Below are 22625 nucleotides of genomic sequence, written 5' to 3'. Positions count from 1 at the left end.
CCATGAGCCAGCTGCTTGAGAATATCGAGATCGAAACCGCGCCGAACCCGTCCATTGCCATCGTCTGGCTGCACGGCCTGGGCGCCGACGGCAACGACTTCGTGCCGATCGTGCGCGAACTGGACTTGTCGGGCCTGCCCGGCATCCGCTTCGTGTTCCCGCATGCGAACACGATGCCGGTGACGATCAACGGCGGCTACGTGATGCGCTCGTGGTACGACATCGTCGCCACCGACCTGGTGCGGCGCGAAGACGAAGCCGGCCTGCGCGCCTCGCAGCTGCAGGTCGAGGCGCTGATCGCGCGCGAAAAGGCGCGCGGCATCCCGGCTTCGCGCATCATCCTGGCCGGCTTCTCGCAGGGCTGCGCGATGACCTTGCAGACCGGCCTGCGCCACCCGGAACCTCTGGCCGGCATGATGTGCCTGTCGGGCTACCTGCCGCTGGCGGGCGTGGCCGGCGCCGAGCGCATTGACGCCAGCCTGGCCACGCCGATCTTCATGGCGCATGGCGTGCAGGATCCGGTGGTGCCGTTCGCGCGCGCCGAGGATTCGCGCAAGGTGCTCGAATCGCTCGGCTACCAGGTCGAGTGGCATGCCTACCAGATGCAGCACACGCTGTGCCTGGAAGAGGTGCAGGACATCGCGAAGTGGATTCGCAAGGTCGTCGCCTGACACCCGGCTCCATCGGCGGCGCGGTCACGTCGACAACGCCGCCTCCACCGCATCGCTCAGGCGCGACACGATCTCGGACAGATCCGCCGGCGTCGCAATGAAGGGCGGCGCCAGCAGCACATGGTCGCCGTGCTGCCCATCGATCGTTCCCCCCATCGGATAGACCAGCAGGCCGCGCGCCATCGCCTTGGCCTTGATCGCCGCGTGCAGCTTGCGCTCGGGCGCGAACGGCTCCTTCGTTTCCCGGTCGCGCACGAACTCCAGCGCCAGCAGCAGCCCGCGTCCGCGGATGTCGCCGACATGCTCGTGCACCCCGAACACGTCGCCCAGCATGCGGCGCAGCACCGCGCCGCGGCTGCGCACCCGCGCCAGCAGGTCGTCGCGCTCGATCACCTGCTGCACCGCCAGCGCCGCGGCGGCCGCTACCGGATGGCCGATATAGGTGTGCCCGTGCTGGAACATGCCGCTGCGGCTGCGCAGGCATTCGACGATTGCCTTGTGCGCCAGCACCGCGCCGATCGGCTGGTAGCCGGCGCCCAGGCCCTTGGCCACGGCCACGATGTCGGGCGCCACGCCGTCCTGCTCGATCGCGTACATGGTGCCGGTGCGGCCCATGCCGCACATGACTTCGTCGGCGATGAGCAGGATGCGATGGCGGTCGCAGATCTCGCGCACGCCCTGGAAGTAGCCCGGCGTGGGCGGGATCGCGCCGCCGGTCGCTCCCACCACCGGCTCGGCCACGAAAGCGATGATGTTCTCGGGGCCGGCGCGCAGGATGGTGGTCTCCAGTTCGTCCAGCAGGCCGGCGGTGTAGTCGTCGACGCTGACGCCGTCGGCGCGGCCGCGGTACTCGTAGCAGGCCGACACCCGCAGCGCATCCTTCAATAGCGGGGCGAAGGCGCGTTTTCTCCACTCGTTGCCGCCCACGCCCAGGACGCCCAGCGTGTTGCCGTGATAGCTCTGGCGCCGCGCCAGGAAGCGGGTGCGCTGCGGCTCGCCCATCTCGACCCAGTACTGGCGCGCCAGCTTGAGCGCGGTCTCCATCGCCTCGGAGCCGCCGGAGACGAAATAGACGCCCCCCATGTCTTCCGGCCCGCCCTCGACCAGGCGCGCGGCCAGCTGCTCGGCCACGTCGGTGGTGAAGAAGGCGGTGTGGGCATAGGCGCAGCGGTCGATCTGGCGGTGCATGGCGGCGATCACGTCCGGGTGGCCGTGGCCCAGCGAAGAGACGGCGGCGCCGCTGCTGGCGTCGATATAGGTCTTGCCGTTGGTGTCGACGAGCGTAATGCCCTCGCCGCCGGCCGCGAGGGGCGGCACCTGGCGCAGACTGCGGTGGATGATGTGGCTCATGAAAGCTTACCTCCGATCTCCGATAGGGACGACACTTGACGATAAGCGCGGGAGAGCCGGCTTCTTTTGATTTTTAGCGCAGGCCGTGCGAATATTTTCTTGGGATCACTATTGGAACAACACATGAGCGAGCGCCTGGGCCCCATTCCCGACCATGAACTGAACGACGCCCAGCGCGCCGCCGCGCGGGAAATCGTCGCCGGCCCGCGCGGCGCCGTCTACGGCCCCTTCGTGCCGCTGCTGCGCAGTCCCGAGCTGATGAGCCATGCGCAGCGCATGGGCGAGTACCTGCGCTACCGCAGCGCGATCGGGGTGCGCCTGTCGGAGCTGGCGATCCTGGTCACGGCGCGCCAGTGGGACCAGCAGGTGGAGTGGGCGATCCATGCGCCGATCGCGGCCCAGGTGGGAATTCCGTCGTCGGTCATCGCGGCCATCGCGGCGCGCGAGCGGCCGGGCGACATGCTGGTGGACGAGGCGGTGGTGCACGACTTCTGCATCGAGCTGCACGAGCACAAGGCGGTGTCGGACCGGGTGTATGCCGACGCGCTCGCGCTGTTCGGCGATCAGGGCGTGGTCGACCTCATCGGGATCAACGGCTACTACACCCTGCTCGCGATGGTGATGAACACGGCGCGCACCAGCGTGCCCGAGGAGGGCGCGTGGCGCATGCCGGATTAGGGTTGAAGGTGTACTTGGACCCCCGCCTTCGCGGGGGCGACGCTTATTTCGGAAACGCCACCACTTCGGCCTGCTGCTCGCCCAGGCCCGCGATTCCCAGGCGCAGCTGGTCGCCCTTTTTCAGGAAGCGCTGCGGCGAGCGGCCCATGCCCACGCCCGGCGGGGTGCCGGTGGTGATGATGTCGCCCGGCTCCAGTGTCATGAAGCGCGACACGTAGCTGACGATCTGCGCCACGCTGAAGATCATGCTGCCCGTGTTCCCGGTCTGCATGCGCTTGCCGTTCAGTTCCAGATACAAGTCGAGGTCTTGCACGTCGTAGATCTCGTCGCGCGTGACCAGGAAGGGGCCGACCGGGCCGAAGGTGTCGCAGCCTTTGCCTTTATCCCACTGCGAGCCCATCTCGAACTGGAAGGCGCGCTCCGAGACGTCGTTGACCACGCAGTAGCCGGCCACGTACTTCAGCGCTTCTTCTTCGCTCACGTACTGTGCGCGGGTGCCGATGATGACGCCCAGTTCGACTTCCCAGTCGGTCTTCTTCGAGCCTTTCGGCAGCACGATCGCATCGTCAGGGCCGTTCAGGGAGCTGGTCGCCTTGGTGAAGAACACCGGCTCGCTCGGGGTGATGGATTTGGTTTCGGCGACGTGGTCGGCGTAGTTCATGCCGATGCCGATGAATTTGCCGACGCCCTTGACCGGCACGCCCAGGCGCGGATTGCCGCGCACCAGCGGCAGGGTCTTGTGGTCGATCTTCGCCAGCTTGCGCAGCGCCTTGTCGCCCAACACCGACGCATCGATGTCGTCGATGATGCCGGACAGGTCGCGCAGGCGGCCCTCTTCGTCGAACAGGCCCGGCTTCTCTTTGCCCGGGCGGCCATAGCGCACCAATCTCATGATTCTTCCTCGGTCGTGAACGCGCGGACCGTGGCGGTCCGCGTCAAACCGGCGATGATACCAAGGATCGGCTATTGACTGAGCAGATAGGCGCTGATGTCGATCGCATCGCGCTCGCTCACGCCCATGTTCGGCATCGCGTTGCCCGGATCGATCGCCTGCGGATCCATGATCCAGCGCACCAGGTTGTCCTGGGTATTGGGCACCTTGCCGGCGATGTAGCGGCGCTCGGCCATGTCGCCGAGCGGACGGCCGACGTAGACCTTCGAGCCGGCGATGCTCGGCACCGTATGGCAGGAGTGGCAGGCGTACTGGGTCAGCGCGATCTTGCCGCGTTCGGGGTCGCCCTGGATGCCGGGCGCCGGCCGCGTCGGGCCACAGGCCGCCACCAGCATGGCCAGCGCCATCATGGCGGGAATGCGTGCTGCTGTCATGGCGCCTCCCCCTGGGTTACGGTTCCGGCCTCGGTGGAGGTCATGCGGCGGAAGTCTTCCTGCGTCATGTTCGGCATGGCCGACACGAACGCCACCACGGCCCAGATATCGTTGTCGCTCAAGTGGTATTCCCAGGCCGGCATGCCGCTCATCTTGATGCCGTTGCGGGTGATCCAGTACAGCTCGCGCGTTTCCCAATTGAGGTCGGCGTCCACCAGCGGCCCGGGCACCGGCTGCATGCTCATGCCCTGCTTGAGCGGCGCGATGCCCGGTCCGCCGTGGCACTGGATGCAGTTGGCCGCGTAGATGGCGGCGCCGCGCCGCACCTGCTCCGCTGCGCCCAGCCCCGCGGGCACCTGGATGTCGCGCGCGTGGTTCTGCACCGAGTACTGCAAGCCTTCCTCGAACACGGTGTAGATCAGCGGGTAGTGCTGCGCGGTCGCGGCGATATTGTAGAAACCGCCGCGCAGGACGATCAGGCCGATGACGGCGCCGATCAGCCCTGCCCCCAGCAGGGTCAGCACCATGGTCTTGACGATAAGTCGTGCGCGATTGGATAGCATAACCTAGGGCGTTCAGTTAAAAAAATGACATCTAATTTCTTGTATTATAAAAGCCACTGCTTTTTCACGAAAAACCAACCGTGCGCATGAATATCTGTCAATACGGCCGTCCTTTCCTTTTACGCGCCAGCGCCATGCTGCTGTGCGCGCTGCTGGCGAGCGGCTGCGGCAGCCAGGACAAGCCGAGCCGTGTCGAAGGGGGCGATCCGGAGCGCGGTCGCCTGCTGGCCCAGCAATACCAGTGCGCGGCCTGCCATTTCATTCCCGAGGTGCAGGGCACGAACGGCGACGCCGGTCCGTCGCTGCAGTACATGGGCCGCCTGAGTTATATCGCAGGCAGCATCCCGAACCAGCCCGAGAACATGGTCCGCTTCCTGCGGAACCCGCCCGCGGTCAAGCCCGGCACGCTGATGCCGGCGCTCGGCATTTCCGAAGAAGAGGCGCGCCATATGGCGGCCTTCATGTACACCCTGAAATGAACGACCTGCAATCCGTCCTCCATCCGGCCGGCGCCGACGCCGCCATCATCCACCAGTTCACCTGGGTGCTGTTCGTCGGCGGCACGCTGATCTTCATCTTCGTGATGGCCTTGCTGACCCTGGCCATGCGGCGCCAGGCGCGCCCGATCCGGCCCGCCATCTGGATCTTCGGCGCCGGCATCGCCTTCCCGGTGGTGGTGCTCACCGCTTTGCTCGCCTGGAGCACCTGGCGCAGCGCGCAGCTGGCGCCGCAGACCTCGCACGATGCGCTGACGATCTCGGTCACCGGCAAGATGTGGTGGTGGGAGGTGCGCTACCGCGACCCGGCCACCAATCGCGAGATCATCAGCGCCAACGAGATCCACATCCCGGTCGGCGAATCGGTCTACCTTGGATTGACCGCGTCCGACGTGATCCACAGCCTGTGGGTGCCGTCGCTGGCCGGCAAGCGCGACATGATCCCGGGCCGCGTCACCGGCCTGACCCTGCGCGCCGACAAGCCGGGCGTGTATCGCGGCCAGTGCGCCGAATACTGCGGCGAGCAGCACGCGCGCATGGCCTTCCACGTGATCGCCCTGCCGCGCCCCGAATTCGACGCCTGGCTGGCGCGCCAGGCGGCGCCAAGCCTGCCGGCCGACACCACCGTGCTGCGGCGCGGCCGCGAGGCCTTCCTGGCGCAGCAATGCCAGGCCTGCCACACGATCCGCGGCGTCACCGACGTGCCGCCGTTCTCGGAGCAGGCGCGCATTGCCGACACCTCGCGCCTGGGCCCTGACCTGACCCACGTCGGCAGCCGCCGCGAAATCGCGGCCGGCACCCTGCGCAACCACCGCGGCACGCTGGCCGGCTGGATCGCCGACCCGCAAGCCATCAAGCCAGGCGTGTTCATGCCGCCTTCACAAGACCTGGACGGCGAAACCCTGCGCGCGCTGGCCACCTACCTCGAGCACCTGAAATGACGACGCGCGACGACGCTTTGCCGAATCCCCTGCCCCGCCCACCGCTGGAGCTGACCCGCCTCGAACAGATCTGGGAAACGCCCAGCGGCTGGCGCTTCTTCAAGTCGGTCAACAACACCAATATCGGCCTGATGTACATCGGGACGGCGATCCTGTTCTTCATCCTGGCCGGCATCCTGGCCCTGATCATGCGGGTGCAGCTGGCGGTGCCGGACAACGACCTGGTGGCCGCCAGCACCTACAACCAGATCTTCACGATGCACGGCACCGTGATGATGTTCCTGTTCGCGATCCCGATCGTCGAGGCGATCGCGGTCTACCTGCTGCCCAATATGCTGGGCGCGCGCGATCTGCCTTTCCCCCGATTGTCGGCCTACGCCTTCTGGGCCTATGCCTTCGGCGGCCTGGCCTTCTTCTGCACCCTGTTCTGGGGCCTGGCGCCGGACGGCGGCTGGTTCATGTATCCGCCGCTGACCGGCATGAAGTATTCGCCCGGCCTGAACGCCGACTTCTGGCTGCTGGGGATCGGCTTCATCGAGATCTCGGCGATCGCCGGCGCGATCGAGCTGATCGTCGGCATCCTGTTCACCCGCGCGCCGGGCATGACCCTGCGCCGCATGCCGGTGTATGCCTGGGCCATGCTGGTGGTGGGCGTGATGATCATCATCGCCTTCCCGGCCGTGATCGCCGGCACCGCGCTGCTCGAACTCGAGCGCGCCTTCAACATGCCGATCTTCGATGCCGAGCGCGGCGGCGACCCGCTGATCTGGCAGCACCTGTTCTGGTTCTTCGGCCATCCCGAGGTCTACATCATCTTCCTGCCGGCGGCCGGCATGATCTCGACCATGATCCCGACCATCGCCCAGAACCGCCTGGTGGGACGGCGCGTGATCGTGGTGGCGCTGGTCGGCGTCGGCATCTTCAGTTTCGGCCTGTGGGCCCACCACATGTTCACCGCCGGCCTGGGCGTGCTCGAGATGAGCCTGATCTCGGCGGCCAGCATGGCGGTGGCGATCCCCACCGGCATCCAGGTGTTCGGCTGGATCGCCACCTTATGGAGTGGCCGCATCAAGCTGAATGCTCCTACTCTATTCATGCTCGGCTTCATGTTCATCTTCGTGCTGGGCGGGCTGACCGGCGTGATGGTGGCCGTGATCCCGTTCGACTGGCAGGTGCACGACACCTATTTCATCGTCGCCCACCTGCATTACGTGCTGATCGGCGGCATGGTGTTCCCGGTGTTCGCCGCCATCTATTACTGGCTGCCGCTCATCAACGGCAACCAGATGTCGGAGCGCTGGGCCAAACCGATCTTCTGGCTGCTGTTCGGCGGCTTCAACATCACCTTCTTCCCGATGCACATCACCGGCCTGTACGGCATGCCGCGCCGGGTCTATACCTACTCGCACGAGATGGGCTGGGATTGGCTGAATATGCTCTCGACCATCGGCGCCTTCATGTTCGCCCTTGGCATCGTGGCCATGATCGTCGACGCCACCCGCACCCTGCGCCGGCCAACCAAGGAAGTCGGCAATCCGTGGAACGCGGCGACGCTCGAGTGGCTGCCGTCCGAGGACTACGGCAACCGCAGCATCCCGATCGTCACGTCCGACGATCCGCTCTGGGACCAGCCGACCCTGTCGAAGGAGGTCGAAGAAGGCCGCCACTACCTGCCCAATACCGTCACCGGCCGCCGCGAGACGATCGCCACCAGCCCGGTGAGCGCGACGCCCAACTACCTGATGATCCTGCCCGGCGACAGCTGGCTGACCGTGATCGGCGCCGCCGGCACGGCCGGCTTCTTCCTGCTGCTGACCGTGAAGGCGATGGTGCTGGCCTCGATTTGCGGCGTCATCGCCGTCGCCTGCATCATCGGCTGGCTGTGGCAATCGGACCGCAGCGTCAACATGACCCACGCTCCGATCGGCGGCGGCATCAGGCTGCCGATCGGCGCGGTCGGCGTCGCCTCGCATTCGTGGTGGGGCACCTTCATCATGCTGATCGTGATCTACGGGATCTTCTGGTCCTTCGCCTACACCTACATCCACACCTCGATGCGGCTCGAGATCTGCCCGCCGCCGGGCGCCTCGCTGCCCGACGGAACGTACACCATCGCCGCCGCCGCCCTGCTGCTGCTTGGCTCCGCCCTGGTCTGGTTCAGCGGTCGCCTGAAGGGCCACGGCATGGCCTGGACGACACTCGCGGCGCTGGCCTGCACCACGGCCGCCTTCCTGCTCGACGTGCACAGCTGGCGCCTGGTCCACCTCGATGGCACCAAGGATGCCTGGAACGCCTCGATCGCGATCATGCTCGGCTTCCAGGGCGTGATGCTGTTCGTGCTGCTGCTGGCCGCGCCCTACCTGTGCGTGCGCGCCTGGCGCGGCCTGGTCAAGCCCGAAAACCGCGCCACGCGCGACAATATCGCGCTGATCTGGCATTACGTGACCCTGCAGGGCATCACCGCCATGGTGGTGATCCGCGGCCTGCTGCTGGTGATGGATTGAACATGGACGACCGATTCTTCCGGCGCGCCACGCGCGCCTCGCTTCCCCTCCTGGCCTGGGCCGCGCACTTCGGCTTCAGCTATATCGTGGCTGCGGCCCAGTGCACGCCGGGCGCCTGGCGGCCGGAAGGGCCGAACCCGTGGCTGCTGGGCGGCGCCACGCTGCTGGCGCTGGCCGTGTGCGTATGGAGCGGCGCCGCCGCCGGCAAGCGCCTGCGGCAGGGGTCGACCGAGTTCGTGGATTACGTGGCGGCGGCCAGCGCGGTGCTGGCCTTCGTGGCGATCGCGTGGACCGGGATGCCGGTCCTGCTGGTCAGTGGATGCGCCTGACGGCGCATCAACCGGCGTCCGGCGCCACGCGCCAGATCACGTTGCCGACGTCGTCGGCCACCAGCACCGCGCCCTTCCTGTCGACCGCGACGCCGACCGGCCGGCCATGGGCCTCGCCATCCTGGTTGACGAAGCCGGTCAGCATGTCGACCGGTTTGCCGTTCGGCCGGCCATCCTTGAACGGCACGAACACGACGTTGTAGCCCGAGCGCGGCTTGCGGTTCCAGGAGCCGTGGTTGCCGACGATGGCGCCATTCCTGTACTGCCCCGGCAGCAGCGATCCTTCGTAGAAGGCCAGGCCCAGCGCCGCCACGTGGGCGCCCAGCGCGTAATCCGGCACGATCGCCTTTTCCACCAGGTCGGGACGCGGCGGCTTGACGCGCGCGTCGACGTGCTTGCCGAAGTAGCTGTACGGCCAGCCATAGAAGCCGCCGTCCTTCACCGAGGTCAGGTAGTCCGGCACCAGGTCGCTGCCGATCAGGTCGCGCTCGTTCACCACGGTCCACAACACGCCGGTCTCGGGCTGCCAGGCCATGCCGTTCGGATTGCGCAGGCCCGACGCGAACACGCGCGTCTTGCCGCTGGCGAGGTCGATCTCCAGGATCGCGGCCCGGTCCTTCTCCTGGTCCATGCCGTTCTCGGCGACGTTGCTGTTCGAGCCCGTGGTCGCGTACAGCTTCGTGCCGTCCTTGCTGGCGATGATGTTCTTGGTCCAGTGGTGGTTCAGCGGACCGCCCGGCAGCGGCGCCACCTGCTGCGGTTTGTCGAGGATTTCGGTCACCCCCTCCTTGTACGGAAAGCGCACCACCGCATCGGTATTGGCCACATACAGCGTGTCGCCCACCAGCGCCATGCCGAACGGCGAATTCAGGTCTTTCAGGAACACGCGTTTCAGCTCGGCCACGCCGTCGCCATCGGCGTCGCGCAGCAGGCTGATACGGTTCGCGCTCGGCACGCCGGCGCCGGCGCGCGCCATGACCTTGCCCGTCACCCAGTTGCCGATGCCGCTCTTCGCCGGACGCTGCGGCGCATTGGTCTCGGCCACCAGCACGTCGCCGTTCGGGAGCACGTAGACCCAGCGCGGATGGTCGAGCGCGGTGGCGAAGGCGTTCACCGCCAGGCCGGGCGCCGGGACCGGCGTCGTGTTCGCCGGCCAGCCTTTGGCCGGGGCGATGTGAACGGTCGGGATCAGGGTCTTGTTCGGCTCCTTCAGGGTCGGCTGCGAACCCATGTCGGCGCCGGCCGGCAAGGTCGATTTGTCGCCGCAGGCGGCCAGCAGGAGCATGGCGCCTGCGCACATGAACGGGAGTGGTTTGCGCATGACTTTCCCCAAGAATATGGACTGGGGAAAGTGTATATGACAAAGCCACCTATGCACGTTACGGCTGAGAACGCTCAGCCGTGCGCCGGCGCGCGAACCGCCACAGGCCGGGCAGCTGGATCGCCACCAGCAGGGCGAAGGCGGCGCGATAGGCTTCCGGCGGCGCGCGGCCGAGCAGGTCGGGCTGCCACAGGCCGATCACCAGCCCGAAGCCGGCCTGCACCAGGAAGGCGCCGATGAAGATCAAGAGGTTCAGGAAAGTCGCGGCGCGTCCCGTCAGTTCGCGCGGCATCGACTGCGCCACGATGGCGTACTCGATGCCGGTGATCGTGCCCACCAGCGTGAACATCACCGACAGCATCGCGACACCGGGCCGGTAGCCGATGACCATGGCCGCCTGCACCAGCACGAAAAACGTGATGCCGGCCGCCGCCACGTCGAGCGGCGGCATGCCGCGCCGCCCGGCCCATTCGGTGACCATGCCGACCGCGATCGCGCCGAACACCACCGCCGCCATCCCCAGGTAGAGCAGATAGGCGACCGCGGGCTCGGGGTAGCGCCCCACATCGGACAGCCAGCGCCCGACCCACAGGCCCTGCACGCCGAAGAACACCGCATGCGGGATCAAGACCAGCGAGGCGACCGCGCGAAAGCTCGGCGCGCGCCAGACTTCGCGCAGGGCCGGCAGCAGCGGACCGCGCTGCGCGGCCGGGCCCTCGGCCTTCGGGTACAGCAGCGCGATCAACAACCCGGTGCAGGCCACCAGCGCCGCCAGCAGGCAGAACAGGCCGCGCCAGTCGGTGTATTCCAGCACGGCGCGCACCGGCATGGTGGCGCTGGCGGCGCCCATGCCGCCGACCGCGATCAGGTAGCCGTGCACCGACGGCAGCCGGTTCGGCGCGATCCAGGTGGAGATCGCCTTGACCGCCGCCATGAAGCAGCCGCCCAGGCCGCAGCCCATGATGGCGCGCGCTGCCAGCAGGCCATAAAAGCCGCTGCAGTTCGCGAACAGCAGCGCGCCGCAGGACGCGAGCAGCATCATCGCCACCTGCACCCGGCGCGGCCCGTAGCGGTCCAGCGCCATCCCGACCGGCAGCTGGACCAGGGCGAAGGCGAAGAAGAACGCGCTGGTGAGCAGTCCGAGCTTGCTAGGGGTGAGCGCCAGCGCTCCCACCAGGTGCGAGGCCAGCACCGCGTTCACGTTGCGCAGCAGCGAAGACAGGAAGTGCCCCAGCGCGAACGGCAGGAACACGTAGAAGAACACCCCCACGCCGGACAGGCGCAGGGGCGCTACGGACGCCAGGGCGCCTGGTTGCATCGTCGGACCCGCGCCTGGCATCAGGCCGCGTCGGGCTGGGCTTCGCCGCGCTGGCCGGCCGGCACCAGCGGGATCACCCGTCCGCCGGGGCCGCGCAGCGGACCGCCGCTTTCCACCTCGAAGAAGAAGCGGTCGCGCCCGAACGCGGGCTTCAAATGATCGAGCCAGGTGGCGTTGGGGTCGAACTTGGCGAAGAACGGACGGCGCACCCACTCGGGATTGCGCGCCTGCAGGAACTGCAGGGCGAACAGCTTTTCGCCATTGATGGTCACCACGCCGTCGATCACGACCTTGCCGGGGAAGGCGCTCATCGACGGCCCGCGCACGGTGCGCGACAGGCCCGACACCATCGAATAGGCTTCCTGGAAGATCTCGTGGGCGCGCGCCAGCGGCAGCGAGAAGTAGTCGCGCGGGCCGGTGTCGCGCTCGACGAACATGTAATAGGGAATGGCGCCCAGGCGCACGCCGGTGGTCCACAGCTCGGCCCAGCTCTTCGGGTCTTCGTTGATGTGGCGGATCAGCGGGCCCTGCATGCGCAGGGTGGCGCCGGTGCCGACGATGCGCTTGACTGCCTGCTGGGCAATCGGCGCGCGCAGTTCGACCGCGTGGTTGTAGTGGCCCATGATGGCCAGGTTCTTCCCGCTTGCCACCACTTTCTCGAACAGTCGCATCAGGTCGTCGCTGTCCTTGTCCGACACGAAGCGCTGCGGCCAATAGGCGACCGACTTGGTGCCGATGCGGATGTTCTGGATGTGGGCCAGCTCGGGCGCCAGCAGGGGTTCGAGGAATTCGGCCAGCGAACGGGTGTTCATGATCATCGGGTCGCCGCCGGTGATCAGGACGTCGGTCACGTCCGGATGCATCTTGAGGTAGGACACCAGCTCGCCGCACTCGCGCGCGTCGAACTTCATCTCGTCCATGCCGACGAACTGCGGCCAGCGGAAGCAGAAGGTGCAGTAGGCGTGGCAGGTCTGGCCGGCGCTGGGGAAGAACAGCACGGTCTCCTTGTACTTGTGCTGCAGGCCCTTGAGCGGCGCATCGTTCACGCGCGGGACGTTGTGCGTCATCTGGCCGGCCGGGTGCGGATTCATGCGCATGCGGATGTCGTGCACCAGGCGCGCGATGGCGGCGTCGTCCTTCTTGTGCAGCACCAGCTCGCGCAACTGCTCGTATTCATGGGCCGGCAGCATGTCGCGGTGCGGGAAGGTCAGGCGGTAGATCGGATCGTCGGGCACGCGCTTCCAGTCGATCAGCTCATCCATCACATAGGCATTGGTGCGAAACGGCAGCACGTGCGATACCACTTGTACGGCTTCCTGCAGCTCCGGTGTGAGCCATTCCCATTGGCGCGCAGTCACAATGGACTGGCGCGTATACGGCTTGAACTTGGAAGGCGTCGATACAGTCGTGGTCACGAGAATTCTCCAGTGAGATGACAGGCGGCAAGTTGCCGGGAAGCACTCATATTAGGGAGCCTGTATGCAACAGGAATTGCCTTCCATCAACCTCACTGTTGCTCGGACCGTGTTTAGAACAAACCTGCGACGCGGCCCGGCGAAATGAGGCAAGGACACAACGCGACCGGCTCGCAGCTCCTGCCGTTGTGCGAACGCAATCCGGCACCGTCACGGCTCGGTACATTAGTGCGTGCACTTGAGAAATATCCTACCGAACACACCCGAAAGGAAAGCCATCCATGAAGATGATCGCCACCGCCGCCGCCCTCTGCCTGGGGCTGGCCGCCACCGCCGCCCACGCCAACGAACCGACCGCGAAGGACGCCATCGCGATGGCCGAGCGCGGCGCCACCGTCATCAAGACCAAGGGCAAGGCCGAGATGATGAGACTCATCAACGCCAAGGATCCGAGCTTCGTCCAGGGCTCGCTGTACGTCGACCTGCGCGACGTCAAGACCGGCATCGTGCTGGCCCATCCGTACAACCCGTCGATCGTCGGCAAGGACCTGACCGATGTGCCCGATGCGAACGGCAAGAAATACCGGCGCGAGATCATCGAGCTGGCCGCGGCCAAGGGCAAGGGCTGGGTCGACTACCAGTACAAGAACCCGACCACCGGCAAGATCGAGCCGAAGACCACCTATATCCTGCTGGTCGACGACGTGGTGCTGGAAGCCGGCATCTACAAGAAGTGATTGCCGTTGGCGTGCGGTGGACGGTGAATCCGTCCACCGCACGCGTCTCTAGGAGTGACTCCCATGCTGAACAAACTGCGGATCGGCCAGAAACTGCTGCTGGCCCCGGGACTCGTGCTCGTCCTGCTGACCCTGCTTTCGGCGGCCGCCTACTATGGCATGGTGCGCCAGAATGCCTCGCTCGAACACATGGTGCAGGTGCGCGCCGCGCGCCTGCAGGCGGTGGCCGACGTCGCCGGCGAAGCGCGCTTCGCGCATGCCAACGCCTACCAGCTGCTGGCCTGGGTCAACGGCAGCTTCGCCCAGAACCGGCTGAGCGCCCTGACCGCCGACATCCAGCGCAGGCACGCCGCCATCGGCGACCAGCTGGGCAAGTTCGCGCAGGAGGCCGAACAGCACGAGCGCGCGCCGATCGAGGCCTCGCAAGCGGCGCTGGCGCGCTACCGCAAGGCGGTCGGCGAGACGATCGAGATGGCCTCGGTCGACCAGTCGATCGCCACCAACTCGATGCAGAAGGCCGAGCAGCAGTTCGTCGCGCTCGACGCCGAACTGACGCGCCTGGCCCAGCTCGAGAAAAAGATGAGCGAGGATGCCCACGCCGCCGCCAAGGCCGAGTTCCGCAGCCTTGGCTTGAGCATGGCCGGCCTGGTGCTGCTGTCGATCGGGCTGTCGCTGGCGGTGACGATGCTGGTGCGGCGCTCGATGCTGGGCGGGATCAACGCGATCGCGCGCACGGTCGGCGAACTGGCCGAAGGCCGGCTCGACGCGCCGCCCTTGCAGGCGAAAGGCCGCGACGAGATCGACGACACCGCACGGGCGCTGGACCACACCATCGCGCGCCTGAACGCCGCCCTGCACAGCGTGATGAACGCGGTGCGCTCGATCGACACCGCGTCGCAGGAAATCGCCAGCGGCAACCTCGACCTCTCGACCCGCACCGAGATGCAGGCCGGCTCGCTCGAGCAGACCGCCAGCACCATGGAGACCCTGACCACGGCGGTCAAGGACAATGCCAGCAATGCGCGCCAGGCCTCGGAGCTGGCGGCGCAAGCGTCGCAACTGGCATCGCGCGGCGGCCAGGCGGTGCAGCAGGCGGTGACGACGATGGAATCGATCCAGGCCAGCTCGCGCAAGATCGTCGAGATCATCGGCGTCATCGACGGCATCTCGTTCCAGACCAATATCCTGGCCCTGAACGCGGCGGTGGAAGCGGCGCGCGCCGGCGAACAGGGACGCGGCTTCGCGGTGGTGGCCTCCGAGGTGCGCACCCTGGCCCAGCGCTCGGCGGCGGCGGCCAAGGAAATCAAGGGCCTGATCGCCGATTCGGTGAACATCATCGAGCGCGGCAACGCTTCGGTCAGCGAGGCCGGCGCCAGCATGGGCGACATCGTGTCCTCGGTGCGCCAGGTGAACGACATCATCGGCCGCATCAGCATCGCCAGCACCGAGCAGGCCGACGGCATCGCCGAGGTCAATCGCGCGGTCGGGCAGATGGACGGCATGACCCAGCAGAACGCGGCCCTGGTCGAACAGGCCGCGGCGGCGGCCGAAAGCCTGCACGAGCAGACCGTGAACCTGGCGAAGGCGGTGGCGATCTTCCGCGTCGCGCCCGGCCTGGACGCCGATGCGGCGGGCGTCGAAACGCAAGAGGAGACGAGCGCGGAAGAAGCGCCGGAATCCGGCTTCCAGGGCGTGGGCGAACGGCGCGCATCGGGCAGCGCGATGCGCGGCGGTCCGGTGCGCGCCCTGCCCGCGGCGCCCGCGGCGCCCACGCGGCGGCGCGCCTGAAGCGTGGTTCGGCTAGCGGAACGGCCGGCTGACGAAACGCGAGCCGGCCAGCCCGAACCGCCACGGCACGTCGACCGCCTTCGAGATGCCGATGCGCGGTCCTGCCACCAGCGACAGACCGGGCTCGGCCGGCAGCAGTTCGAATGGTCGTTCCGACAACGCCATGCCGTTGTGCGCACGGGTCACGCCCAGCGCCTGGCACAGCTTGCCCGGCCCGGAACACAGCAGGCGCTCGTCCAGCGCGTCGCGCCGCGCGCGCATGAGGTCCAGGCCCGCCACCGGCTCCAGCGCCCGGATCAGGACCCCGGCGCCGTGCCCGGCCTCCTGGCACACGAAATTCAGGCACCAGTGGATGCCGTACGACCGGTAGACATAGGCATGCGCGGGCGGCCCGAACATCGACGCATTACGCTCGGTCGGCCCGGAATACGCGTGCGAGGCCGGGTCTTCATGGTCATAGGCTTCGGTCTCGACAATCCGGCCGCCGACGCCGTCGACCAGCACCGTGACGCCGATCAGCTGCTGCGCGACGACGTCCGCCGGCTTCGAGAAATCGATCCCTGCAATTGTAGAAATAGCCATGCGCCGATTCTAGCGCGGGACAGCATGACCCGCCGTTTTGGTGAAATTGACACAAGAATAGAGTGATAATGGCATTGCCTTGCTGCAATAACGAAATGACTCGGGTATAGTGGCAGCGTCCTCCGCATTTCCGCGAAGCCTATTCGCGCCTCCATCTCCATGAACACCGTCGTCGAGCCCATTCCGCAGATCGACCAGGTCGATGCCCTGATCAAATCGATCCGCATCCCGCCTCGGCCCAGCCTGCTCGCCGACCTGCAACGCGAACTGGCGGCGGAAGATCCGTCGCTGGACGCCATCGGCAAGATCGTGGCGAGCGACGTCGGCATGTCCGGCGCCCTCCTGAAACTTGCCAATTCGGCCATCTATGGCGGCCGGCGCAAGGCCAAGTCGATCGAACAGGCCATCCTGTTCCTCGGCATTAACCAGGTCGCGGCCATGATGACCGGCCTGCTGGCGCGCCAGGCGATTCCCGCCAACAGCGCGGCCCTGGCCAGCTTCTGGGACATCTCCACCCGCCGCGCGCAGGCGATGGTGTTCCTGTCGCGCCGCCTGCGCATGGGCGAAGCGGACGTGGCCCACACCTTCGGCCTGTTCTGCGACACCGGCGTGCCGCTGCTGATGGAGCGTTTCAAGGATTACAACGTCACCTATGGCGCGGCCTCGCTCGAAGCGGTCCGTCCGTTCACCGCGCTCGAAGTCGAGCGCCACGACACCAGCCACGCCGCCGTCGGCTGCCTGCTGGCGCGTAACTGGGGGCTGTCGGACCACGTGTCGTGGGCCATCCTGCACCACCATGACTACGCCGTGATCGAAGACGCGTCGACGGCATCGCCGGTGCGCTCGCTGGTCGCGCTGTCGCTGCTGGCCGAGAACGCGATCTGCCGCTACCAGGGCCACGCCGAATCGACCGAGTGGAACAAGGGCGGCGCCGCGGCCTGCGCCTATCTGGGATTGTCGAGCGAAGAAACCGCCGAGATCCTGGACGAATTGCTGGAAGCCTTCCACGAGGATTGAAGGCTTTTGACTTCTGCCTGACGCGAGCGGATACTGGGATGTAAATACCCGCGCGTACAGGGAGGAGACATGAAGCGCCTCGTGACCGGACTGCTGTCGCTGTCCCTGCTGCTGGGCGGCTGCGCCAGCACCGCTCCCACCTCCCCGCCATCATCCGCGCTGTTCGCCGACGAGCGTTTCGCGCCGCCGTCCGAACCGGTCGGCGCGCAGGGCCTGTTCACGCTCAGCCCCGCGATGCGCGATTACCTGCACAGCGCCGCCTTCACCCAGCGCCTGCGCAGCAAGGGCATGCGCCATGGCCTGCTGGACGCGCTGTACAGCAAGACCGACCTGAAACTCGAATACGAATCGCGCATCACGCGCACCGCCAGCGAAACCTATGAGGCGCGCATGGGCAACTGCCTGTCGCTGGTCATCATGACGGCCGCCTTCGCGAAGGAACTCGGCATGCCGGTGCGCTTCCAGAGCGTGGAGGTCGCGGACAGCTGGAGCCGCACCGCCGGCATCTACCTGTCGAGCGCCCACATCAACATCGGCCTGGGGCAGCATGCGTCCGAGGTCCTGCGCGGTTACGATCCCGAGCGGGTGCTGGTGGTCGACTTCATCCCGCGCGAGGAAGCGGCGAGCCTGCGCACCCGCGAGCTGGAAGAAGAAGACGTCGTCGCCCTCTACCTGAACAACCGCGCCGCCGAGGCGCTGATACAGGACCGTATCATTGACGCCTACTGGTGGGCGCGCGCGGCGGTGGCGGCGCGTCCCGGCACGGCGACCACGCTCAATACGCTGGCCGTGATCTACCACCGCCACGGCGAGCTGGCGCTGGCCGAGCGCGCCTATCAGGCCGCGCTGGCGCGCGAGCCCGAGAACCTGGCGGTGCTGCGCAACCTGGAGCCGCTGCTGGTGACGCTGGGCCGGCCGCTGGAAGCGCAGGCGCTGGCCAAACGCATCGCCGCGATCGAGCCGACGCCGCCGTACCACTATTTCGACAAGGGCATGGCGGCGCTCAAGGCGGGCGACTTCGACGCGGCCGTGGCGCTCTTCGCGCGCGAGGTGAAACGCTCGCCCTACAACGACGAGTTCAGGTTCTGGCTGGGAATCGCGCACCTCAAGCTCGGGCATCTGGGCGACGCGCGCGAGCATATCGCGCTGGCGGTCGATCACAGCACGCGGGGGGATATGCGCGAGGTGTATTCGGCCAAGCTGGCGCATTTAAGAAGGGTGGCGACGACGGGGACGCGGCTGCGCTGACCGCGCCGCCCGCCATGCCGGCGTCATCAGAACAGCGGCGACTGCGATACCGTCGGGCCGCGCTGCTCGTCGCCCCGTAGTCGCGACCAGACATCCAGCTTCTGCTCGAACGACATCGCCATATGCGCCGGCGAACTCGATGGCAACACGACGGTGCGATAGCCAGCCGCTGCGAATTGCGGCGCGAACTTGCCCGAGGCCTGGCCGTTGAAACCGACCGTGACAAGCCGCGGACACAGTTCCCGCAGTCGGTCGAAGTCATTGGCGGCGGGTTTGCGGATCGCCGAATCCAGGCTGCCGACCCGCTCGCATTCGCCCAGCACGTCCCACAGCCCGACGCCATGCGCCAGCAGGCGCGGCAGGCGCTCGGCGTAAGGCAGGGCCGCCAGGTCCTCGCCCACGACGCTGGAGATCAGGCGCCAGAACTGGTTGCGCGGATGGGCGTAGTACTGGCCCGCAGCCAGCGAGGCGGCGCCGGGAAAGCTGCCCAGGACGAGAATGCGTACGTTCGCGTCGAGAACCGGCGCCAGACCGATGAGAGTGGGAACAGTTGCATTCTGCATGGATGCATTGTAGCGGCCGGCCCGAATAACGCCTTGAAACTCTGTAGCGAAGGTGCTACCTTAGTAGCACCGCCCAGGATGACGCATACCATGTCGACAACATCACTCAAGCTTCCCGATGAGCTCAAGCAACGCGCAGTCAACGCTGCGCAGGAACTAGGCATCAGTCCCCACGCATTCATGGTGGACGCGATCCGCCAGGCCGCCCACGCTGTCGAGCAACGTGCGGCCTTCGTTACGCAGGCGCGTGAAGCAAGGACGGAAATGCTGGCACAAGGAGATGGGCATGCGGCCGAGGACGTTCGGGCGTATCTGCGCCGGCGGCTCGAAGACGGCCAGGTTGACAGGCCGCCCAAAAAACCATGGCGAGAATAAGCTATTCCCGTCGTGCGCTGGCCGATCTTGAACGTATCAGCGACTTTCTCGCGCCGGAAGGCGCGGGTGCGCAGCTTGAAGCACTCGATTTGATTGACGAAGCGGTGGCGGTGCTCGTCCGGCACCCACTCATCGGTCGTCTGGCAGAGCATGATTTACGTGAACTCATCATCTCGCAGGCGAAGACCGGATACATCGCCCTCTACAGCTATGAAGCGGAACAGGATGCCATCCTGATTCTCGCCATCCGACACCAGAGAGAAGTTGGCTTCTACGGCTAGCGCTCGATCGCATCCACCGCGCTAAATCCGGCTGCCGTGGATGGCAGCCGGCTACAACAAGCGGTTTTACTTGATCCACACCGCGTAATTATTCCCCGACGTCTGCAACGTCCACCCACTGCCCGCCGGACTCCAGCTGTTCGGCCCGATCTTCATCGCCAGCTGGCGCGTATTGCCGCTGATGATCGCCGCATACAGCCCCTGGGTCGCCTGCTGGATCGCCACCGGCGACGTCGAATGCACGCCTGCCGTACGGCGTGCCGCCATCAGCGCCGCAATCGGCGTCTTGAGGTTCCAGTTATAGATGTGCGGGTAGTACACGGTCGGGATGCCCGGATGGCTCAGCACATAGGCATACCCTTCCATCACCGAGCCGCACGGCACCGACCAGTGATTCTGGCCGTTGCCGCAGCTTTCGGACGGACCGGTGTCGTGGTTGTCGACGAAGGTCACCGCCATCGCCGGCCACCAGCCCAGCGCGCCCTGCGGCTTGCCGGACGCATCGCGCAGGCGCCAGTAATTGCCGTTGGCCAGCGCATCGTTGAGCAAGCCCTTGGTGGTGAAATCGAAGGCGCCGCAGCTACTCCCGGTGCCGTCGATCCAGTTCATGATCTGCTGGCGGTGGGCATCGATATTGTTCAGGTTCAGGTCGGTCCACAACTCGCCCACGCAGAACTCGGCGCCGAAGGCGTTCGCATACTGCCCGGCATAGCTCGGGCTGAAGCCCTTCACGTAATCGAAGCGAATGCCGCTGAAGCCGACCGGCTTGAGAGTGTGGTTGAGCCAGCCGATGATGCCGTTCTGGACTTCGCCCACGTTGCGATGGTCGATGTCGCGGGCGGCACTGAAGCCGTCGCCGGTGTCCGGGTTACCAAGCCCGCAATTGCACTCATCGTTATTGACGATGGCGTGCGTGGTCCAGTTCGGGTTGGTGAGATCCGACCACCCGGTGCTGCCCACGCGGTGGTTGACCACGATGTCGGCCACCGCCTTGATGCCATTATTGGTGAAGGCCCGCACCACATTGGTCAGCTCGGCCGAGCTGCCGTAGCGCGAACTGAGCACATTGAGCTGGCGCGGCAGGTAACCCTCGGCCGCCGCCGAGTCGGAAGGCGGTGGGAACCAGACGTGGGAGAACCCCATCGTTTTCAGGTCGGCCACGTTGGCGTGCAGCGTGTTATACCAGTTGGGGCTGCTGTAATTGGCGGAGTGCCAGTGAAAGCCCTGCAGCAGGACGGCCTGACTGTTGCCGGACTGGGCCGGCGGGGTCGCGGCGCCGGCGCCGGCGCACATGCCCATGACGCCTGCCGCGAGCATGGCGGTGATGCTCTTCTTCATGCTTTGTCTCCTTTTGTTTTGTGCGGTTCGAATGGATTTCTTCAACATCGCTTGGCGCCGACGCGCTTCTGCAAGACATACTGAGTAGGTTAATTACTTATTTCTTGAAATCATCTACGCAGTTGGCGAACTCGGCAGGGAAAGTCTCGTCCCGCCTCCTCAATGTGTCAATTGAATCCGGGTGAAATGTGTAGTTTTGCTACACCAAGCAAAAAAAGCGGCGGTACGCTCGCACGCACCGCCGCAAAGGGCAAACAATCTGCCAGGAGGTAAGGAATCAGATCAACGCTGGGCCAGCGTCGTGCTTTCCGCCTGCGGCGCATCCCAGCCGCCGCCCAGCGACCGGATCAGCGCCACGGTGGCCAGCGCACGGTCACCGCGTAGCTGCACCGCGCTGCGTTCCACTGCCGCCAGGTTGCGCTGCGCGTCGAGCAGTTCCAGGTAGCTCGACCGGCCCGCGTCATACAGCTTCTGCGCCAGGTCGGCCGAACGGCGCGCCGAGACCACGGCGGCGTCGATCTGGGCCGACTGGCCGGCCAGGATGCGCAGGCCGGCCAGGCTGTCCTCGACTTCGGCGAACGCCACCAGCACGCTCTGGCGGTAGGCGCCGACCGATTCCTCGAGCGCGGCTTCGCTGCGCACCACGTTGTTGCGGTTGCGGCCACCGTCGATCAGCGGCATGGAGGCCAGCGCGCCGACCACCCATGAACGGCTGCTCCATTTGAAGACCTCGGAGAACACGCTGCCCACGCCGCCGCCGTCGGCGCTGATGGTCAGCGCCGGGAACATGGCGCCGCGCGCCACGCCGATGCGGGCGTTGGCCGCTTCCATCGCGCGCTGGGCGGCGACGATGTCGGGCCGGCGCTCCAGCAGCGACGACGGCAGGCCGGCAGGAATCGCCGGCATCAGGCTCGCATCGAGCAGCGGGCTCGGGCCGGCCACGTAGTCGGCCGCCGGTTTGCCCAGCAAGACGGCAAGCGCGTGCTCGGTGGTGGCGCGCTGGCGCTGCACGCCGATCGCCTCGGCGCGCGCCGTGGCCAGCTCGGTGCGGGCGCGCGACAGGTCGAATTCGCCGATGTCGCCCAGGTCGAAGCGGCGCTGGGTCACCTTCACGCTCTCTTCGCGCAGGCGCACGGTCTGGTCCACCGTCACGAGTTCGGCGTCCAGCGCGCGCAGCCTGAAATAGGTCTGGGCCACGTCGGCCTGCAGCGCCAGCAGCACCGAGCGGAAGTTCGCCTCGGAGGTTGCCGCGTCGCCGCGCGCCGCCGACACGCTGGCCGCCACGCGGCCGAACAGGTCGACCTCGTAGCTGGCCGACAGGCGCGCCGTGTAGCTGGTGTGGGCCTCGGTATCGCTGCCCTGCACCTGGCCCGACTCCAGCGGCGACAGGCGCGCGCGCTGGGCGCCGATGCCGATGCCCACTTGCGGAATGCGGTCGGCTTCGGCGATGCCGGCGATGGCCCGCGCCTGCTTGACGCGGCTGGCCGCGACCGACAGGTTGGCGTTGTTGGCGGCGGCTTCCTCGATCAGCGCGGTGAGCGCCGGGTCGTTGAAGGCCAGCCACCACTGGCCACGCGACTGGGCTTCGGCCGGCTGCGCCGGCTTCCAGCGCGCGCCGTCGATGCCCGCCACTTCCACGTCGGCCGCCTTGGGGGCCTGCGATTCGCGGAAGGCGGCCGGGGTCGCCACTTGCGGCTGCACGAAATCGGGCGTGGCGCAGGCGGTCAGCAACAAGGCTGCCAGCAACGGGGCTACGCCGCGTCGAATGAATGGATTATTCATC

Annotated in this window: 23 protein-coding genes; 12 read left to right on the top strand and 11 right to left on the bottom strand. The window is 66.9% G+C overall.

Annotated elements, in window-relative coordinates:
* The first annotated feature begins 2 nt into the window (after nt 1–2).
* Complete coding sequence (locus HMPREF9710_RS07035) at nt 3–671, top strand: alpha/beta hydrolase (protein ID WP_005665143.1); 669 nt, start codon at nt 3–5, stop codon at nt 669–671.
* Nucleotides 672–695: 24 nt separating this feature from the next.
* Here the strand turns inward: HMPREF9710_RS07035 and HMPREF9710_RS07030 are convergent, their stop codons facing one another.
* Nucleotides 696–2021 carry an aspartate aminotransferase family protein gene (locus HMPREF9710_RS07030; RefSeq protein ID WP_005665142.1) on the bottom strand — a complete coding sequence of 442 codons (1326 nt, stop codon included), beginning with the start codon at nt 2019–2021 and terminating at the stop codon, nt 696–698.
* A gap of 123 nt (nt 2022–2144) precedes the next feature.
* On the opposite strand from HMPREF9710_RS07030, the gene HMPREF9710_RS07025 reads away from it, so the two are divergent.
* The gene (locus tag HMPREF9710_RS07025) at nt 2145–2699 is read left to right on the top strand and encodes a carboxymuconolactone decarboxylase family protein (RefSeq protein ID WP_005665141.1); all 555 of its coding nucleotides are present in this window, start codon (nt 2145–2147) and stop codon (nt 2697–2699) included.
* A 43-nt stretch (nt 2700–2742) separates the two neighbouring features.
* Here the strand turns inward: HMPREF9710_RS07025 and HMPREF9710_RS07020 are convergent, their stop codons facing one another.
* The 3 genes from HMPREF9710_RS07020 to HMPREF9710_RS07010 form a co-directional block, all read right to left on the bottom strand.
* Nucleotides 2743–3591 carry a fumarylacetoacetate hydrolase family protein gene (locus tag HMPREF9710_RS07020; RefSeq protein ID WP_005665140.1) on the bottom strand — a complete coding sequence of 283 codons (849 nt, stop codon included), beginning with the start codon at nt 3589–3591 and terminating at the stop codon, nt 2743–2745.
* A 71-nt stretch (nt 3592–3662) separates the two neighbouring features.
* A complete protein-coding gene (locus HMPREF9710_RS07015; protein ID WP_005665139.1) occupies nt 3663–4025 on the bottom strand; it encodes a c-type cytochrome in 363 nt (120 codons plus the stop codon).
* Nucleotides 4022–4588, bottom strand: a complete 567-nt coding sequence (locus HMPREF9710_RS07010; RefSeq protein ID WP_005665138.1) for a c-type cytochrome — start codon at nt 4586–4588, stop codon at nt 4022–4024. Before HMPREF9710_RS07010 ends, HMPREF9710_RS07015 begins: the two co-directional genes overlap by 4 nt.
* Before the next feature lie 86 nt (nt 4589–4674).
* Here HMPREF9710_RS07010 and HMPREF9710_RS07005 point away from each other — a divergent pair, with 86 nt between their 5' ends.
* The 4 genes from HMPREF9710_RS07005 to HMPREF9710_RS06990 are packed head-to-tail and all read left to right on the top strand — an operon-like array spanning nt 4675 to nt 8859.
* Entirely contained in the window at nt 4675–5067 is a 393-nt protein-coding gene (locus HMPREF9710_RS07005) for a c-type cytochrome (protein WP_005665137.1), read from the top strand.
* Nucleotides 5064–6026 (top strand): cytochrome c oxidase subunit II, encoded by a 963-nt coding sequence (gene coxB / locus HMPREF9710_RS07000; RefSeq protein ID WP_005665136.1) that lies wholly within the window; start codon nt 5064–5066, stop codon nt 6024–6026. Before HMPREF9710_RS07005 ends, coxB begins: the two co-directional genes overlap by 4 nt.
* Nucleotides 6023–8530: a cytochrome c oxidase subunit I gene (gene ctaD / locus HMPREF9710_RS06995; protein WP_005665135.1), complete on the top strand. Its 2508-nt coding sequence runs from the start codon at nt 6023–6025 to the stop codon at nt 8528–8530. Before coxB ends, ctaD begins: the two co-directional genes overlap by 4 nt.
* A gap of 2 nt (nt 8531–8532) precedes the next feature.
* Entirely contained in the window at nt 8533–8859 is a 327-nt protein-coding gene (locus HMPREF9710_RS06990; RefSeq protein WP_005665134.1) for a hypothetical protein, read from the top strand.
* Between the two features lie 7 nt (nt 8860–8866).
* On the opposite strand, the gene HMPREF9710_RS06985 is transcribed toward HMPREF9710_RS06990, so the two are convergent.
* Genes HMPREF9710_RS06985 through HMPREF9710_RS06975 form a run of 3 tightly spaced genes read right to left on the bottom strand, consistent with a single transcriptional unit; the run spans nt 8867 to nt 12913 of the window.
* Nucleotides 8867–10180, bottom strand: coding sequence for a PQQ-dependent sugar dehydrogenase (locus tag HMPREF9710_RS06985; RefSeq protein WP_005665133.1), 1314 nt, complete (start codon nt 10178–10180; stop codon nt 8867–8869).
* 58 nt (nt 10181–10238) lie between these two features.
* Nucleotides 10239–11498 (bottom strand): MFS transporter, encoded by a 1260-nt coding sequence (locus tag HMPREF9710_RS06980; protein ID WP_157225445.1) that lies wholly within the window; start codon nt 11496–11498, stop codon nt 10239–10241.
* Between the two features lie 20 nt (nt 11499–11518).
* Nucleotides 11519–12913: a KamA family radical SAM protein gene (locus HMPREF9710_RS06975; protein ID WP_005665131.1), complete on the bottom strand. Its 1395-nt coding sequence runs from the start codon at nt 12911–12913 to the stop codon at nt 11519–11521.
* Nucleotides 12914–13194: 281 nt separating this feature from the next.
* Between HMPREF9710_RS06975 and HMPREF9710_RS06970 the strand changes: the two genes are divergently transcribed.
* Nucleotides 13195–13650 carry a cache domain-containing protein gene (locus HMPREF9710_RS06970; protein WP_005665130.1) on the top strand — a complete coding sequence of 152 codons (456 nt, stop codon included), beginning with the start codon at nt 13195–13197 and terminating at the stop codon, nt 13648–13650.
* A 63-nt stretch (nt 13651–13713) separates the two neighbouring features.
* Nucleotides 13714–15438, top strand: a complete 1725-nt coding sequence (locus tag HMPREF9710_RS06965; RefSeq protein ID WP_005665129.1) for a methyl-accepting chemotaxis protein — start codon at nt 13714–13716, stop codon at nt 15436–15438.
* A gap of 12 nt (nt 15439–15450) precedes the next feature.
* Here the strand turns inward: HMPREF9710_RS06965 and HMPREF9710_RS06960 are convergent, their stop codons facing one another.
* Nucleotides 15451–16020 carry a DNA-3-methyladenine glycosylase gene (locus tag HMPREF9710_RS06960; RefSeq protein WP_005665128.1) on the bottom strand — a complete coding sequence of 190 codons (570 nt, stop codon included), beginning with the start codon at nt 16018–16020 and terminating at the stop codon, nt 15451–15453.
* 159 nt (nt 16021–16179) lie between these two features.
* On the opposite strand from HMPREF9710_RS06960, the gene HMPREF9710_RS06955 reads away from it, so the two are divergent.
* Entirely contained in the window at nt 16180–17037 is an 858-nt protein-coding gene (locus HMPREF9710_RS06955) for an HDOD domain-containing protein (RefSeq protein WP_005665126.1), read from the top strand.
* Between the two features lie 69 nt (nt 17038–17106).
* Nucleotides 17107–18285 (top strand): tetratricopeptide repeat protein, encoded by a 1179-nt coding sequence (locus HMPREF9710_RS06950; RefSeq protein ID WP_005665125.1) that lies wholly within the window; start codon nt 17107–17109, stop codon nt 18283–18285.
* 26 nt (nt 18286–18311) lie between these two features.
* On the opposite strand, the gene HMPREF9710_RS06945 is transcribed toward HMPREF9710_RS06950, so the two are convergent.
* A complete protein-coding gene (locus HMPREF9710_RS06945; RefSeq protein ID WP_005665123.1) occupies nt 18312–18848 on the bottom strand; it encodes a DNA-deoxyinosine glycosylase in 537 nt (178 codons plus the stop codon).
* Between the two features lie 90 nt (nt 18849–18938).
* Between HMPREF9710_RS06945 and HMPREF9710_RS06940 the strand changes: the two genes are divergently transcribed.
* Nucleotides 18939–19223, top strand: coding sequence for a YlcI/YnfO family protein (locus tag HMPREF9710_RS06940; protein WP_040775165.1), 285 nt, complete (start codon nt 18939–18941; stop codon nt 19221–19223).
* Entirely contained in the window at nt 19211–19504 is a 294-nt protein-coding gene (locus HMPREF9710_RS06935) for a type II toxin-antitoxin system RelE/ParE family toxin (RefSeq protein ID WP_005665122.1), read from the top strand. Before HMPREF9710_RS06940 ends, HMPREF9710_RS06935 begins: the two co-directional genes overlap by 13 nt.
* A 66-nt stretch (nt 19505–19570) precedes the next feature.
* Here HMPREF9710_RS06935 and HMPREF9710_RS06930 read toward each other — a convergent pair whose 3' ends face one another.
* Nucleotides 19571–20842, bottom strand: coding sequence for an alpha-amylase C-terminal beta-sheet domain-containing protein (locus HMPREF9710_RS06930; RefSeq protein WP_005665120.1), 1272 nt, complete (start codon nt 20840–20842; stop codon nt 19571–19573).
* Between the two features lie 282 nt (nt 20843–21124).
* Complete coding sequence (locus tag HMPREF9710_RS06925; RefSeq protein ID WP_005665119.1) at nt 21125–22624, bottom strand: efflux transporter outer membrane subunit; 1500 nt, start codon at nt 22622–22624, stop codon at nt 21125–21127.
* Nucleotide 22625: the final 1 nt, after the last annotated feature.

This window comes from Massilia timonae CCUG 45783 (genome assembly GCF_000315425.1).
Classification (GTDB): domain Bacteria; phylum Pseudomonadota; class Gammaproteobacteria; order Burkholderiales; family Burkholderiaceae_D; genus Telluria; species Telluria timonae.
The sequence above is the reverse complement of the archived record's forward strand: the minus strand, read 5'-3'. Positions and strand labels throughout refer to the sequence as shown.